Source organism: Streptomyces harbinensis (assembly GCF_900116145.1).
Classification (GTDB): domain Bacteria; phylum Actinomycetota; class Actinomycetes; order Streptomycetales; family Streptomycetaceae; genus Streptomyces; species Streptomyces carpaticus.
The window spans coordinates 141822-154575 of sequence record NZ_FPAB01000003.1; the positions used below are offsets into that span (position 1 = coordinate 141822).

The window sequence follows — 12754 nt, forward strand, 5'->3', positions numbered from 1 at the left end:
GCAGATGGCTGTGTGTGATGGGCTCTCCGGCTCTTCCGGTTGGTCAAAGGGTGCAAGGTAGACATTTTCCTTCGGTGCGACTCAGGGATTCCGGGTGCACTGGAGGTTCCGAAGTGGAGCAAGGGTGGCCTTGTTGCACAGTCAGGTCAAGTACATCAGTCGGCTCCGGCAGCTGGAAAGTGCGTACCGTGTTTCCCGCCTCGGGCGGCCGTCCCCACCCGTTCGCGTCGGCGCGGGTAGGGGTCATCCGAGACAGGCTCGGGGTGGGCGCCGCGCCTCCCGGTAGCCGTGCGCCCGGCCATTGCCGGCCGGGGCGACGTCATTGTCACTCGCCGCTCCGGAGCGCCAGCTGCCTTGTCCTCTGGACTTGCCGAACTGGAGATCGACGTCGCCCTGTTCACTCCGCACGACCCCACCGCCAGGTGGGACACGAGCAGCAGTACCCGGCGGCCTGGGGCGTGTTCACCCATGAAGCTGCCCACGCCGCCCACAGCCGCTGGACCGTACCCCGTACGCCAGTTGGTGATGGCCGACATGCACGGAAGGCTGTCCACCGACCGGTGGAGCGCCGCGACGGCCGCCGCGCTGGTTCTCGCCCGCCGTGACGCCGGGGTCCTGGACCCGGACGAGACGCGGGTTGTGGAGACCGTGGTCACCAGGACGCTGGTTCCTGACGTCATGCAAGCCCTCACCACCATCTGGCAGGGAGACCACGCCACCGCGGCCGACGACGGCGTGGAGATGCTGGTCCACGCGGTCACCCTGGTGCCAGGTCCTCGGCATCAACCCCGCCGCAACGGGTGCACAGCGCGGGAAGCTCGCCGAGGCGATCAGCCAGGTCACCGACCGCATCCGTGACAACGACACCGCCCAGGCCCACCTCGACGCGCAGGTCGAAGCGGCCCGCGCCAGCCGCGCCGAGGCCAGACAGCCGGCGCCGCCCACCACCACGACGCCGCCCGCACCGCCAAGACGGTCTTCGCTCCGGGAACCGGACCTCACACCCCCGTCCCGGCGGTGACCCCCGGCCGCCGCCGGCCGTCACCGGCACCCGGCTGCCCACCCCGCCGAGCACACCGCCGCAGGCCGCCTCGCACGAGCCCTGCGTCCCGCCGCCTACCGCGAACCCATCACCACCCACGAGTCCACGGCTGCCCCACCCGGACGCCTGACCATGCGTCAGGCCCTCACCCGCGACGCCCAGCACGCCGCCGGGGCCACCCCCACCGCAACACCGTGGACCCGCACCACCGCCCCTGCGCGTCGCAATCGCCCTGGACGTCTCCGGCTCCATGCGCACCGCCACCGGACCCACCGCCTCCGCCGCCTGGATGCTCGCCCGCGCCACCGCCCTCACCGACCCCCGCACCGCCGCCATCGCCTTCCGAACCACCCTCACCGCACCCGGCCGCAACCCCCGCCACGTCACCCAACTCAACGCCAGCAGGGGAGAACACCACGCCGAAGCCCTCACCGCCGGACGCTTCCTCGCCATCGCCTCCGACGGCACATACCCACCGCCGGAACGCGAACGCGCCACCACCACGGCTGCCCCGTCCTCCGGCTCGCCTTCGCCCCCAACCCACGCCCCCTCCCCGGAACCACTCTCATCCGCCTCACCACCCCCAGCATCGCCAATGCCACGACACAAGCCGTCCAACAAACAAAGCACCGCCGAACGATCACGGCTGAGCCGGAGTGGGCGTCCCAGTGCTCAAGCGAGTGCTCAGGGGAGCAGGCGCGGCCCAGGTGTGTTGTCCGGGGAGGTGGGTGACGCGGTCGGCTGGTGGTGGGTCCGATTCCGGTGCGGGGTCGGTGGTGGTTGTACCAATGGATTCATCCCTCCCATCCGGCGGAATCCAGTTGTCGATGGTCTAATCGTGACGATGCACCAGGCAGGACGGGAGAGGGGGCTCGGGATGGCCGAGGAATGGCCGTGGTTGAAGGACCGGCCCGTCTTCACCACCCATGGGGAGAAGCACGGCAACGTCACCCGCGTGCCGCACGGTGCCTCTCTCGAACCCCTGGGGCCCGCCTTCGTGCTCCTCGTCGCCGCGCTCGCCGTCAGTACGGGGCTCGCGGTAGCCGGGATCGGGCTCGTCGTCGCCGGCTTCTCGGACGGTCTGGGGCCGGTCTCGTGGTGGTGGCTCGCGCTCGGGGGCCCGGCTGCGGGTCTTGCCGTGTTCTTCCTCGCCGGTGTCTACATCCGGGGCATGGAGCTGATCATGCGCGAGCGCCCCCGCGCCCTGGTCCTGCTGACCGGGTTGTTCGGCGGCGTTGCGCTCGGTCTCGCCGCCCTGGCGGCATGGTGGACCTGGCGCGCGAGCGACCTGCGTCTCGCCCCTGAACTGATCGCGTACGACGGCTGGAATCGGGGGCAGGTCGCGAACGCCACCGTGTTCACGACCGGCGCTCTCGCGGTGGCGGCTGCCGGTGCTCTGGTGGCACCTTTCGCCGTCCGAGGCGTGCGCCGGGCTCGGCGAGATGCGGCCCGGATCCTTCGGCTTCGCGAGACGGGCGTACGGCGGATGGGCATCGTCGCCGCGCTTCCGGACCCCAAGGGCTGGGATCAGGGCGGTGACGTGCCGATCCGGTATCAGGACGACACGGGCGAGCGGACGATCCCGGTGCGCGTGAACACCTGGGCGCATCAGATCCCCGTGCCCGGCACACCTGTGGTCGTCTTCACCGATGGCACCGGCGACCTCCTCGTCGAGCTCGACCCGGACCATCCGCTCGAGTACCACCCCGACAACCGTCCGTACGAGTCCGACTCCAGCGGAGGCGGGACCTGACCGGCCCCGTCGGCGGCGGACGGAGCGTTCGCCCGTCGTTCACCTCCCTAACAGCTCGCCGTGCCAACCTGGCGACACATGGAGAGCAGCGAAGCGATGCCCTTGCCGGTGATCCTCATGATCGCCGGCTTCTTCACGGTGATCGTGATCATCGCCGTCACCGTCGCCACCGTCTCGACGCGCAGCTACCGGCCCATCGCGCAGGAGATGGCGCGCGCTGAGCGCCTCCGGCCGGGTGGACTCCGGATTCAGGGGCGCGTGACGGCCTGGGCCAGGTATCGGGGCGGCACCGAAGAGGCCCCGCGGATGCGGCTGCGCGTGCGGTTCCCGTTTCACGGGTCCACGCACCACGCTGAGTTGGTCGTGTGCATCGACCGCGCGTTCCTCGCCGGTTTCGCCCCTGGTTCGAGCATCCACCTGCTCGTCGACCCCGAGGAGCCCGACCAGGTCGCCGTCGACCGTGAGACGAGCCCCGTCGAACTGCCGCGTTCCTGGTGAGGAGAGTGCTCGCACGGGCAGACCGGCCATCGAAGCCCGAGGACGACGGCGTCTCGGCATCGGAATGGATCATGGCCGCGGTCGCCTCGCGCTGCACCCCCCGTGTCCGCCTCGGTGAGGGTGGCGGCGCACGTTGATCACCTTCCGCGATGACTTCAACTCGTCTCTCCGGACCATCGACAACGGCGGGGGCCTGGTCACGCACCGCGGTGACCGCGCCGCGCCCACCGGCACGGCCTGTCCGGCCACGCCGGACACCGCCGGCCGCGCACTGGCAGCCGCGCAGTAGCAGCCGGCGCCGTCCGTTGCCGAGGGTGCGCACTTTTCGCGGTGGGCCACCCTGCCGCTTGGGGTCTGCCCCCGCGTGGACGGCCCAGCCAGTGGCTGGGGCATCCGGCGGTGCGCGAGCCGGGTGGGTCGCCGGGTGGCGTGCTCCTGGACGTTCCGCGCCACCCTTATCGCCCTCATCGCCGTCACCGCACCCGGCCGCAACCCCCGCCACCTCCCCCAACTCAACGCCGACGGACGGGAACACCACCTCGCCGAAGCCATCCGCACCATCGCCAGAGCCGCGACCCGGGCCGTCCGAAACGCCGGACGAACGTAAGAATCCGGTCCACACGACGCAGGACGCCGGCACCAGTGCACTCGTGCAGGAAACGCACGTGACCGGGTTGCGGGAGTCGTGCCTCAGCGATCTCAGGCCCTTCCGGGCCCAGTGGAGCTGGACGGGGGATACCGGCCGGGTGGTCAGATGCGTGGGCCGAGGAACAGGCCGCCGCTCGCGTCGATGACCTGGCCGGTGATCCAGCGGGCGGCGTCGGAGGCGAGGAAGGCGACCACGTCGGCTACGTCGTCGGGGCCGCCCAGCCGGTCGAGCGCCGTCATGCCGGTGATCTGTTCGGTGAGGCCCGGCACGTCGAAGACGGCTGCGTTGGCCGCCGTCCTGGTGGCTCCGGGGGCGACCGCGTTCACCGTGATCCTGCGGGGGCCGAGCTGGCCGGCGAGGGTTCTGGTCATCGTGTCGATCGCGCCCTTGGTCATGGCGAAGGACGTCTGGGCCGGGTTGGCCATCCGGGTCGCCACCGACGAGAGCGAGATGATCCGGCCGCCCTCGCGCAGCAGTGCCAGCGCGTGCTCGATGATGAAGTACGGCGCCCGCACGTTCACCGCGAACAGGTGGTCGAACTCGGCCCGGGTCGTCGTGCCGAGCGGGCCGGCCGGTGCGGCTGCCGCGTTGTTGACCAGGATGTCGAGCGGCCGGCCGGCCAGGGCGGCCTCGACACCGGCGAACAGGGTCTCGACGTCGCCGTCCACGCCGAGTTCGGCCCGGACGGCGAGGGCGGTCCCGCCGGCGCGTTCTATCGCCTCCACTGTCGCCGCCGCCCCGTTCCCGTCCGTGCCGAAGTGCACGAGGACCAGGGCCCCTCCGGCCGCGAGCCGGGTCGCGACGGCCTGCCCGATGCCGCGCGACGCGCCCGTCACCAGTGCCGTTGTGCCCGTCAGCTCACTCATGCCGTCACCCACTCAAGTGTTAGTCACTAACAGTGCGGTAGTGTCTATCACATGAGTGAGCGACAGCCAACGCTGCGGGAACGACGGCGATCCGAGACACGGCGCCTCATCCAGGCGCACGCGGTGCGCATGTTCACCGACCGCGGCTACGACGCGGTGACGGTGGCGGACGTCGCCGAGGCCGCCGGCGTCTCGGCGATGACCGTGTACCGGCACTTCCCCACCAAGGAGGACCTCGTGCTCATCGACCAGCCCGCCCGGCTCATCGCCGAGCGGGTCGCCGCGTCGTCCGCGACCCTCCCCGTGGTGCACCGCGTCGGCGGCGCGCTCGTCGACGCGGCCACGGCCCTGACCGGCGGCTACGGCGACGGCGACGGTCCGGTGGCGAGCGAGCGGTTCCTGCTGGACTGCCTCCGGCTCATGGTCGCGACACCCGCCCTGCGGGCCCGGCACCTGGACAGCCAGTACGCCCTGCAACAGGCCATCGCCGACGCCCTCGGGGACGGCACGGCCGATCCCGATCCCGACGCCGCGTTCCGCGCTCAGGCGGCGATCAGCGCCTGCCTGGCCGCGATGCACACGGCGCTGACGCGCTGGGCCGAGGAAGACGGGCGGACTCCGCTGCCCGACCTGATCGCGCGGGCGCTCACCGCGTCGTTCGGCGACGCCGTCCCCGCCCCCGGCCGGCAGGACTGAACCGGCCGGCGCCCGCCGCCGGGACAGGGGTGCCGGCGAGCAGCGGTCATCGAGCGCCGAGACCTGCCCAGATCTGCGTCGGGTGCTGTGGAACGTGGGCGTTTGACCGAGGCGGACGGGAATCTTGACCACCCGTGCCGGCGGCAGTGCGACGCCTTTGTCCGCATCCGCTACGCGTGATGGGCTGGCGACTCGTCAGCGGTGCACAGCGTGGCCCCGGGCACCGTGGAGGTCCCGGGAGCACGCGTGCCCGCCCTACGGTTGGCAAGGAGAAGGGACACATGCGCTCAACGCTCATGCGCAGCACGCTCGTCACGGTGGCGGCCGTCTTCGCGGTCGGCGCCGGAGGTCTGGTGACGGCGGGCCCGGCGGTGGCCGCGCCGACGGCGACCGCGGCCGTGGCCGACGAGTCCGTGGTACCGCTCGAGGTGGTCAATCTGGGCCTGACCACCGACGAGGCCAAGCACGTTCAGTGCTGGCTGCGGGATCACTGGGGCTACACGGGTGCCATCGACGGGCTGCTGGGCACCGAAAGCTGGAAGGCGTTCCAGCGCAACCTGGCCGCACACTGGGGCTACACCGGTCCGATCGACGGAATCGTGGGCAGCGGCACGATCAGCGCGTTGCAGCGCGGGCTCCAGGCGAACGAGGGCTACACCGGTCCGATCGACGGGATCGCGGGCCCCGAGACCCTGGCCGCGATCAAGCGGGCCGCCGATGGCTGGACGTACTGCTGAGGTGACCCACCACCGCGCCGGGCGCTGCGCCCGCCGAGGCTCACGGCACACCAGCCGGCGGCCACGCGGGCGCAGCCGGCGCGGCGAAGGACCCTGCCCCGTGTCGCACGGATGACCGTACGTCGGTTCCGGCCGGGTTCCTGGCGGTGCGTGATCATCGCTGCATGGATGACCTGCCGCAGCACGCGCGGATCGGCTATCTGGTGTGGGCGGTCCTCTTCGCCTGCCTGTTCGCCTGGGAAGCCATCGGACTGCTGCATCCGACCGATTCCTTTCCCACCCTCAGTCAGACCCTCAAGGCGGTGATGCGCTACCAGTTCGGCCGGTGGGTGCTCTTCGCCGCCTGGCTCTGGTTCGGGTGGCACGCCTTTGTCCAGGGGTGGCACTTCCTGCTCCGTGGCCCCGTCGCCTAGGCGACGGCATGGCCGACACCCTCGCCTTCGTCACCGTCTGCGTCGTCTATGTGCTGGTGATGATCTACCTCGCGACCGGGCTGTGCATCCTCCGCCGTGCGCCGCGTGCCCGGCCCCAGCCCGTCCGGCCGCATCGGCGTGGGTGGCCCGGACTCATCCTGCAGGTCGTCAGCACCTACCTCGGTGGCTGGCTGCTGCTCATGCTGGTGATCCTCGGCTACTACGGAGGGCTCGCCCGGCACAGCCCCGGCTTCGTGCTGCACGCCATCACCGGGACGCTGCTCCTGATGGGCCTGACCCTTCCTCTTTTCCTCGCCCTGACCTGGCTCGCCACCCGGCCCGCCGCGCGGCGGCGGCGCGGGCGGCGGTCTCCGGGTGGACGGGATGCGGCCCGGCCCTGAGCGAGCGCCCACCGCCCGGTGGGCCGCACCGGGCACCCGGTCGGGGACCGCGGGGCCGCCCCGTCCCTCTCCGACGAGGTGCTGTCCCCGCCATGCCGCCCGCCGTCCTCCTGACAGCCCGAAGGCCGGGCGCAGTGCGCGCCCGGCCTGCCGGGGTGGGGCGGGTGGGACTCGAACCCACGGCCGACGGATTATGAGTCCGTTGCTCTAACCGGCTGAGCTACCGCCCCATGTACGGCGAGCCGCGCACACATGTGCGCGCCGTCTGCCGCAGCATAGCTGCTCATACGATCTCCCGCCCGGCCCGGGGGCGGTTGTACGGAGGCTAGGACAGCGCCCATGGGGTGATCGGTTCCCGGTCCGCGGGCGGTGATGCACAGGAACGCCGAAGGGCCCCTGAACGGGGCCCTTCGAGTGATGCTCCCCCGACTGGACTCGAACCAGTAACCTGCCGGTTAACAGCCGGCTGCTCTGCCAATTGAGCTACAGGGGACTGCGCCGCTCGGGTCTGCTCGCCGGTTTGCTCCGGGGGCGTTCCCTCGCTGCGGGCAATACATTAGCGCATGTGAGGCGGTGCTTCGAAATCGGTTGCCGGGGCGCCCGAAAGTACGACAGACAGTACGTACGAGGAAGGACGCATCCCATGCGCAAGCTCATCTTCGTGGCGGGCGCCGCGGTCGGTTACGTGCTCGGGGCCCGGGCCGGGCGGGAGCGGTACGACCAGATCGCGGACGCCGCACGGCGGTTCCTGGACAAGCCGGCCGTGCGCAACAGTATGGACACCGCCAACCAGACCGGCCGCCAGGCCGCCGCCGCGGCGGCGGGTGCGGTGGTGGACCGGGCCGGTGACCGGCTGCCCGACCCGGTGGTGGAGAAGCTGCGCGAGGTCCGCCGCTCCGGGCGGGCCCAGGCGCTGGAGGAGGATGTGGCCTGACCGGTACCCGCGCGGTACCCGGCCCGGCCGTACCCGTTGGCCGCCTCTTGCCCGGGGCGGGCCCCGCTCGGTAGCGTGCTGTTCGGCATCCCGGCAACTGACCGGCATGCCGAACAGTGAGCGAGCGGAGGCCGCGGTCATGGGGCGTCGCGTACCGGCGGTCAGCCGGGCGTTGGACATATTGGAACTGTTCCTGGAAGGGGACGGCACCCTCTCCGCGCCCGAGATCACCCGCAGACTCCAGCTCCCGCGCACCACCGTGCACGAGCTGGTCACCACGCTCGCGGCACGTTCCTATCTCGTCCCGGTCCCCGAGCAGCCCGGCCGCTACCGGCTCGGCGTGCGGACCTACCAGCTGGGCAGCCGCTACGCCGAGCAGCTCGACCTCGCCGCCGAGGGCCAGCAGGTGGCCCGCGCGGTGGCCGAGACCTGCGGGGAGACCGTCCACGTCGCCGTCCTGGAGGACGCCGACGTCATCTACATCGCCAAGGTCGACAGCACCCACGCCGTACGGATGGTCTCCGCCACCGGCCGCCGGCTGCCCGCGCACTGCACGGCGGTCGGCAAGATGCTGCTCGCCGCCCTGCCGCCGGCGGAGCTGGCCGCCCGGCTGCCCGCCGAGCTGACCGCCATGACCCCCAACTCCCTCACCTCGCCCGAGGCGTTGCGCGCGGAGCTGGCCCGGGTGCGGGAGCGGGGCATCGCGTACGAGCAGCGGGAGTCCAACCCGGACGTGAGCTGTGTGGCCGCCCCGGTACGGGACCGGTCCGGCCGGGTGGTGGCCGCGCTGTCCGTCTCGGTGCCGATGATCCGCTGGAGCGCGGAGCGCCAGGAGGAACTGGCGGGTCTCGCCGTCCGGGGCGCGGCCGATCTCTCGGAGCGGCTGGGCCACCACGGCGCCCGTCAGCAGTAGCAGAGCAGACATCCATCGAGGGAAAGGGTTCGCGTGGCACTCGACGTCGCGATACGCGCCAGGGCCGAGCTGGGGGAGGGGCCGACCTGGGATCCGGCGGCCGGGCGGCTGATCTGGGTGGACATCCTGGGCTCCCGCGTCCATCTCTTCGACCCGGCGACCGGCCGGCGCACCGTGCTGCCCGTCGAGCAGCACGTGGGCGCGGCCAAGCCGCGCGCCGGCGGCGGTCTGGTGCTCAACCTGCGGGACGGGATCGGCCTGTACGAGGCGGACGGCACCGGTTTCCGCTGGCTGCACCGCGAGCCGGTGCCGGGCCGGCGGGGCAATGACGCGGCGGTGGCCCCGGACGGTTCGCTGTGGGCGGGCAGCATGCGCTACGACGAGGCGCCCGGCGGCGGCTCGCTGATCCGGGTGGACACGGACGGCACCGTCCACACCGTGCTGCCGGAGGTCACCATCAGCAACGGCCTGGGCTGGAGCCCGGACGGCGCCCGCGCCTACTACGTGGACACCCCCACCCGGCGGGTGGACGTGCTGACCTTCACCGACAGCGGCGAGGTGCGCCGTGCCCCGCTGGTGGACACCAGCTCGGTGCCGGGCTCGCCGGACGGGCTGACGGTGGACGCGGACGGCTGTGTGTGGGTGGCGTTCTGGGGCGGCGGCGCGGTGCGGCGGTACACCCCGGCGGGCGAGCTGGACCGTACGGTGCGGCTGCGCGTCTCCCAGCCGACCGCCTGCGCCTTCGGCGGCGCCGGGCTGAGCGATCTGTACATCACGACCGCCGCGGTCGGCACCGACCCGGCGGTCGAGCCGCTGGCCGGTTCGGTGCTGGTACTGCCGGACGCGGGACGGGGGCTGCCGCAGCCGGCCTTCGCGGGCTGAGGGAACGGGCGGACGGGCGGACGGCGTCCGCGGGTGCGATGGTGGGTGCGGAAGCCACCGTCGTCCCCGCACCGCTCCTGGAGGTCCGCATGTCCCTGCCCACGACCGGCCGCGCCTGGCATCTGGTGGCGCGCCCCGAGGGGGAGCCCGCCCCGGAGGTCTTCGCGCTGCGCGAGGTGCCGCTGGAGGCCCCCGGGCCCGGCCGGCTGCTGGTCCGCAATCTCTATCTGTCGGTGGACCCCTATATGCGGGGCCGGATGAACGACGTGCCCTCCTACGTGCCGCCCTACGCGCTGGATCAGCCGATGGACGGCGGCGCGGTCGGCGAGGTGCTGGCGGTGGGGGAGGACGTCACCGGGTTCGCGCCGGGTGACCATGTGCTGCACGGTCTTGGCTGGCGTACGCACGCGGTGCTGGACGCCGCCCGGGCCGCCCGGGTGTCGGAGGAGGACGCGCCGCTCAGCGCCTATCTCGGGGTGCTGGGGATGACCGGGCTGACCGCGTACGCGGGCCTGGTGGACGTGGCCCGGCTGGCGGAGGGCGACACGGTGTTCGTCTCGGGCGCGGCCGGCGCGGTGGGCAGTGAGGTGGGCCAGCTGGCGCGGCTGCTGGGCGCGGGCCGGGTGATCGGCAGCGCCGGGTCGGCGGAGAAGGTGCGCTGGCTGACCGAGGAGCTGGGCTTCGACGCGGCGTTCGACTACAAGGAGCCGACGCCGGTCACCGAGCAGCTGGCCGCGGCGGCGCCGGACGGCATCGACGTCTACTTCGACAATGTGGGCGGGGAGCATCTGGAGGCGGCGATCGACGCGTTCAACGTCCATGGCCGGGCGGTGATCTGCGGGATGATCTCGCTCTACAACGCCACCGAGCCGCCGGCCGCGCCGCGCAATCTGAGCCTGGTGATCGGGAAGCGGCTGCGGATCGAGGGGATGCTGGTGGCCGACCACCAGCGGCTGCGGCCCCGGTTCGTCGAGCAGGTGAGCGGCTGGGTGCGCTCGGGTGAGCTGAAGTACGAGGAGACCGTGGTGGACGGGATCGAGAACGCGGTGGACGCGTTCCTCGGCATGCTGCGCGGCGCCAACACCGGGAAGATGCTGGTGCGGTTGTAGCGCGGGGACGGCCGGGCGGCGGTGGCCCGGGGCGGCGGCGGGTACGGCCGTACGTCCCGGGCCACCGCCGTGTGCGGTCCGGCCGCCGGCGGACCCCGTTGACGCCGGCTCCGTCCCGCCATAGATTTTCTTTTTGTTCGAAGCTGCGATCGATGTACGAAATAGCGAACATCATCGAACAACACCGTTCAGTCAGTCAGGGACCCGCATGAGTGCTCAGCAGACCGCCCGCTTCACCCTCGACCCCGCCTTCGCCGTCTCCGAGGTGGACCCGCGGCTCTTCGGCTCCTTCGTGGAGCACCTGGGACGCTGCGTCTACACCGGCATCTACGAACCCGGCCACCCGGCCGCCGACGCCGCCGGCCTGCGCACCGACGTCCTGGACCTGGTGCGGGAGCTGGGCGTCACCGCCATCCGCTACCCCGGCGGCAACTTCGTCTCCGGCTACAAGTGGGAGGACAGCGTCGGCCCCAAGGAGGACCGGCCGCGCCGTCTCGACCTGGCCTGGCGCTCCACCGAGACGAATCAGTTCGGGCTCAGCGAGTTCATCGACTTCGTCCGCAAGGTCGGCGGCACCCCGATGATGGCCGTCAACCTCGGCACCCGCGGCGTCGCCGAGGCCCTGGAACTCCAGGAGTACGCCAACCACCCCGGCGGCACCGCCCTGTCCGACCTGCGCGCCGCGCACGGCGACAAGGACCCGTTCGACATCCGGCTGTGGTGCCTGGGCAACGAGATGGACGGCCCCTGGCAGACCGGCCACAAGACGGCCGAGGAGTACGGCCGGCTCGCCGCCGAGACCGCCCGCGCCATGCGGCAGATCGACCCGGACGTCGAACTCGTCGCCTGCGGCAGCTCCAACTCCGGCATGGACACCTTCGCCGCGTGGGAAGCCACCGTGCTGGAGCACGCCTACGAGCTGGTCGACCACGTCTCCCTGCACGCCTACTACGAGGAGCGGGACGGGGACCGCGACTCGTTCCTGGCCTCCGCGGTGGACACCGAGTCCTTCATCGAGAAGATCGTCGCCACCTGCGACCACGTCGGCGCCAAGCTCAAGTCGGAGAAGCGCATCAACCTCTCCTTCGACGAGTGGAACGTCTGGTACATGAACCCGGAGGCCCCGGCCCACACCGACCCGCCGCAGGAGGACTGGGCCGAGGCGCCCCGGCTGCTGGAGAACCACTACAGCGTGGTGGACGCCGTCGTCTTCGGCTCGCTGCTCATCGCGCTGCTGCGGCACGCGGACCGGGTCAAGGTGGCCTGCCTGGCGCAGCTGGTGAACGTCATCGCCCCGATCCTCGCCGAGCCCGGCGGCCCGGCCTGGCGGCAGACCACCTTCTTCCCGTTCGCCGCCGCCTCGCGCTACGGGCGCGGCACGGTGCTGGACGTGCGGGCCGACTCGCCGACGTACGAGACCAAGCAGTTCGGCACCGTCGACCTGCTGCACACCACGGCGGTGAAGAACGACGAGACCGGCGAGGTCACGATCTTCGCGGTCAACCGCAGCCAGACCGAGGCGCTGCCGCTGGAGGCGGTGCTGCACGGCCTGGACCTGACCCGGGTCGTCGAGCACTCGGTGCTCTCCGACGCGGACCCCGAGGCCCGCAACACCCTGGACGACCCGGAGCGGGTCACCCCGCACGCCGCCACCGGCACCGCGCTGGCGGACGGCACGCTGAAGGCCACCCTGGAGCCGCTGTCCTGGAACGTCATCCGGCTCGCGTAACCGGGCCCATCCGCCGCGCGGCCCCATCCGCCGCGCGGCGCCCGCCGACCGGGACCGCCGCCGCCCGTCCATCCCGGGCGCCGGCGGTCCCGCCCATGCGCGACGGGCGCGGGGCTAACGCTGGGTGCACAC

The 12754-nt window shown here is 72.1% G+C and carries 13 protein-coding genes and 2 tRNA genes; 12 read left to right on the forward strand and 3 right to left on the reverse strand.

Annotated features, from left to right (window positions below; translation table 11 throughout):
• Nucleotides 1-525 precede the first annotated feature (525 nt).
• The 3 genes from BM385_RS08365 to BM385_RS08375 all read left to right on the forward strand — a co-directional run bounded on the left by BM385_RS08365 (nt 526) and on the right by BM385_RS08375 (nt 3293).
• Nucleotides 526-858, forward strand: a complete 333-nt coding sequence (locus BM385_RS08365; protein WP_093842665.1) for a hypothetical protein — start codon at nt 526-528, stop codon at nt 856-858.
• A 1022-nt stretch (nt 859-1880) separates the two neighbouring features.
• Nucleotides 1881-2795, forward strand: a complete 915-nt coding sequence (locus BM385_RS08370) for a hypothetical protein (protein WP_139275151.1) — start codon at nt 1881-1883, stop codon at nt 2793-2795.
• Between the two features lie 78 nt (nt 2796-2873).
• Nucleotides 2874-3293, forward strand: coding sequence for a hypothetical protein (locus tag BM385_RS08375; protein ID WP_139275152.1), 420 nt, complete (start codon nt 2874-2876; stop codon nt 3291-3293).
• 750 nt (nt 3294-4043) lie between these two features.
• Here BM385_RS08375 and BM385_RS08380 read toward each other — a convergent pair.
• The gene (locus BM385_RS08380) at nt 4044-4808 is read right to left on the reverse strand and encodes an SDR family oxidoreductase (RefSeq protein ID WP_093842668.1); all 765 of its coding nucleotides are present in this window, start codon (nt 4806-4808) and stop codon (nt 4044-4046) included.
• Between the two features lie 51 nt (nt 4809-4859).
• Here BM385_RS08380 and BM385_RS08385 point away from each other — a divergent pair, with 51 nt between their 5' ends.
• From BM385_RS08385 to BM385_RS08400, 4 genes are all read left to right on the forward strand, one after another.
• Nucleotides 4860-5504: a TetR/AcrR family transcriptional regulator gene (locus BM385_RS08385; RefSeq protein WP_093842669.1), complete on the forward strand. Its 645-nt coding sequence runs from the start codon at nt 4860-4862 to the stop codon at nt 5502-5504.
• A 281-nt stretch (nt 5505-5785) separates the two neighbouring features.
• Complete coding sequence (locus BM385_RS08390; protein ID WP_093842670.1) at nt 5786-6241, forward strand: peptidoglycan-binding domain-containing protein; 456 nt, start codon at nt 5786-5788, stop codon at nt 6239-6241.
• Between the two features lie 164 nt (nt 6242-6405).
• Nucleotides 6406-6654: a DUF6186 family protein gene (locus tag BM385_RS08395; RefSeq protein WP_093842671.1), complete on the forward strand. Its 249-nt coding sequence runs from the start codon at nt 6406-6408 to the stop codon at nt 6652-6654.
• An 8-nt stretch (nt 6655-6662) separates the two neighbouring features.
• Entirely contained in the window at nt 6663-7055 is a 393-nt protein-coding gene (locus tag BM385_RS08400) for a DUF6256 family protein (RefSeq protein WP_093842672.1), read from the forward strand.
• 156 nt (nt 7056-7211) lie between these two features.
• Here BM385_RS08400 and BM385_RS08405 read toward each other — a convergent pair.
• Together BM385_RS08405 and BM385_RS08410 are read right to left on the reverse strand one after the other, a co-directional pair.
• Nucleotides 7212-7285, reverse strand: a tRNA-Ile gene (locus BM385_RS08405).
• 190 nt (nt 7286-7475) lie between these two features.
• Nucleotides 7476-7548, reverse strand: a tRNA-Asn gene (locus BM385_RS08410).
• Nucleotides 7549-7698: 150 nt separating this feature from the next.
• On the opposite strand from BM385_RS08410, the gene BM385_RS08415 reads away from it, so the two are divergent.
• From BM385_RS08415 to arfA, 5 genes are all read left to right on the forward strand, one after another.
• Entirely contained in the window at nt 7699-7989 is a 291-nt protein-coding gene (locus tag BM385_RS08415) for a hypothetical protein (RefSeq protein WP_019435622.1), read from the forward strand.
• 139 nt (nt 7990-8128) lie between these two features.
• Nucleotides 8129-8902: an IclR family transcriptional regulator gene (locus tag BM385_RS08420; protein WP_093842673.1), complete on the forward strand. Its 774-nt coding sequence runs from the start codon at nt 8129-8131 to the stop codon at nt 8900-8902.
• A gap of 33 nt (nt 8903-8935) precedes the next feature.
• Nucleotides 8936-9784: an SMP-30/gluconolactonase/LRE family protein gene (locus BM385_RS08425; protein WP_093842674.1), complete on the forward strand. Its 849-nt coding sequence runs from the start codon at nt 8936-8938 to the stop codon at nt 9782-9784.
• Nucleotides 9785-9873: 89 nt separating this feature from the next.
• Nucleotides 9874-10893: an NADP-dependent oxidoreductase gene (locus BM385_RS08430; protein WP_037756550.1), complete on the forward strand. Its 1020-nt coding sequence runs from the start codon at nt 9874-9876 to the stop codon at nt 10891-10893.
• 208 nt (nt 10894-11101) lie between these two features.
• Entirely contained in the window at nt 11102-12622 is a 1521-nt protein-coding gene (gene arfA, locus BM385_RS08435; RefSeq protein ID WP_019435626.1) for an arabinosylfuranosidase ArfA, read from the forward strand.
• Nucleotides 12623-12754: the final 132 nt, after the last annotated feature.

Excerpts from the sequence above, each read along its gene's own strand:
- BM385_RS08390 (WP_093842670.1), top strand. The coding sequence starts at position 5,786 with ATGCGCTCAACGCTCATGCGCAGCACGCTCGTCACGGTGGCGGCCGTC.
- BM385_RS08380 (WP_093842668.1), bottom strand. The coding sequence starts at position 4,808 with ATGAGTGAGCTGACGGGCACAACGGCACTGGTGACGGGCGCGTCGCGC.
- BM385_RS08365 (WP_093842665.1), top strand. The coding sequence starts at position 526 with ATGGCCGACATGCACGGAAGGCTGTCCACCGACCGGTGGAGCGCCGCG.
- BM385_RS08395 (WP_093842671.1), top strand. The coding sequence starts at position 6,406 with ATGGATGACCTGCCGCAGCACGCGCGGATCGGCTATCTGGTGTGGGCG.
- BM385_RS08385 (WP_093842669.1), top strand. The coding sequence starts at position 4,860 with ATGAGTGAGCGACAGCCAACGCTGCGGGAACGACGGCGATCCGAGACA.
- BM385_RS08430 (WP_037756550.1), top strand. The coding sequence starts at position 9,874 with ATGTCCCTGCCCACGACCGGCCGCGCCTGGCATCTGGTGGCGCGCCCC.
- arfA (WP_019435626.1), top strand. The coding sequence starts at position 11,102 with ATGAGTGCTCAGCAGACCGCCCGCTTCACCCTCGACCCCGCCTTCGCC.
- BM385_RS08420 (WP_093842673.1), top strand. The coding sequence starts at position 8,129 with ATGGGGCGTCGCGTACCGGCGGTCAGCCGGGCGTTGGACATATTGGAA.
- BM385_RS08375 (WP_139275152.1), top strand. The coding sequence starts at position 2,874 with ATGGAGAGCAGCGAAGCGATGCCCTTGCCGGTGATCCTCATGATCGCC.
- BM385_RS08415 (WP_019435622.1), top strand. The coding sequence starts at position 7,699 with ATGCGCAAGCTCATCTTCGTGGCGGGCGCCGCGGTCGGTTACGTGCTC.
- BM385_RS08400 (WP_093842672.1), top strand. The coding sequence starts at position 6,663 with ATGGCCGACACCCTCGCCTTCGTCACCGTCTGCGTCGTCTATGTGCTG.